Source organism: Nocardia coffeae, from assembly GCF_019890715.1.
GTDB classification, from domain to species: Bacteria; Actinomycetota; Actinomycetes; order Mycobacteriales; family Mycobacteriaceae; genus Nocardia; species Nocardia jiangxiensis.
In genome coordinates, this window is record NZ_JAINZY010000095.1 from 1 (window position 1) to 303 (window position 303).

Annotated in this window: 1 protein-coding gene; it reads left to right on the forward strand. The window is 60.1% G+C overall.

All coding sequences use genetic code 11. The features are described 5' to 3' along the window. Positions 1–98: 98 nt before the first annotated feature. A partial coding sequence (locus K7711_RS47195; protein WP_222979751.1) for a hypothetical protein occupies positions 99–303 on the forward strand: 205 nt, incomplete at its 3' end.

The window sequence follows — 303 nt, forward strand, 5'->3', positions numbered from 1 at the left end:
GCCGACATGGCGAGTTGTGTCCTGTAGATTTCGCACACGGGTTGTGGCACAAACGGGTCCTCGCGCGAGCTGCAGATTCGCGAGAGCATAGTGGGCGGGTGCTGATGGGACAGAATCGAATGTTTTCGCTCAGTCCACCGCGCGCGATCGGCGGCAATGTAGTGCGTTCGGTGTTGCGGCATGATTGGCGGATGGAGTTTCAGCTCGCGGTGTCGGCTCCGCCCGACAGCCACCGGTTCAGCATCGTGATCGAGCCGGAGGCAATGCAATACGAGTTTCCAGAGGAAGGCAAAGTCGTCCTCG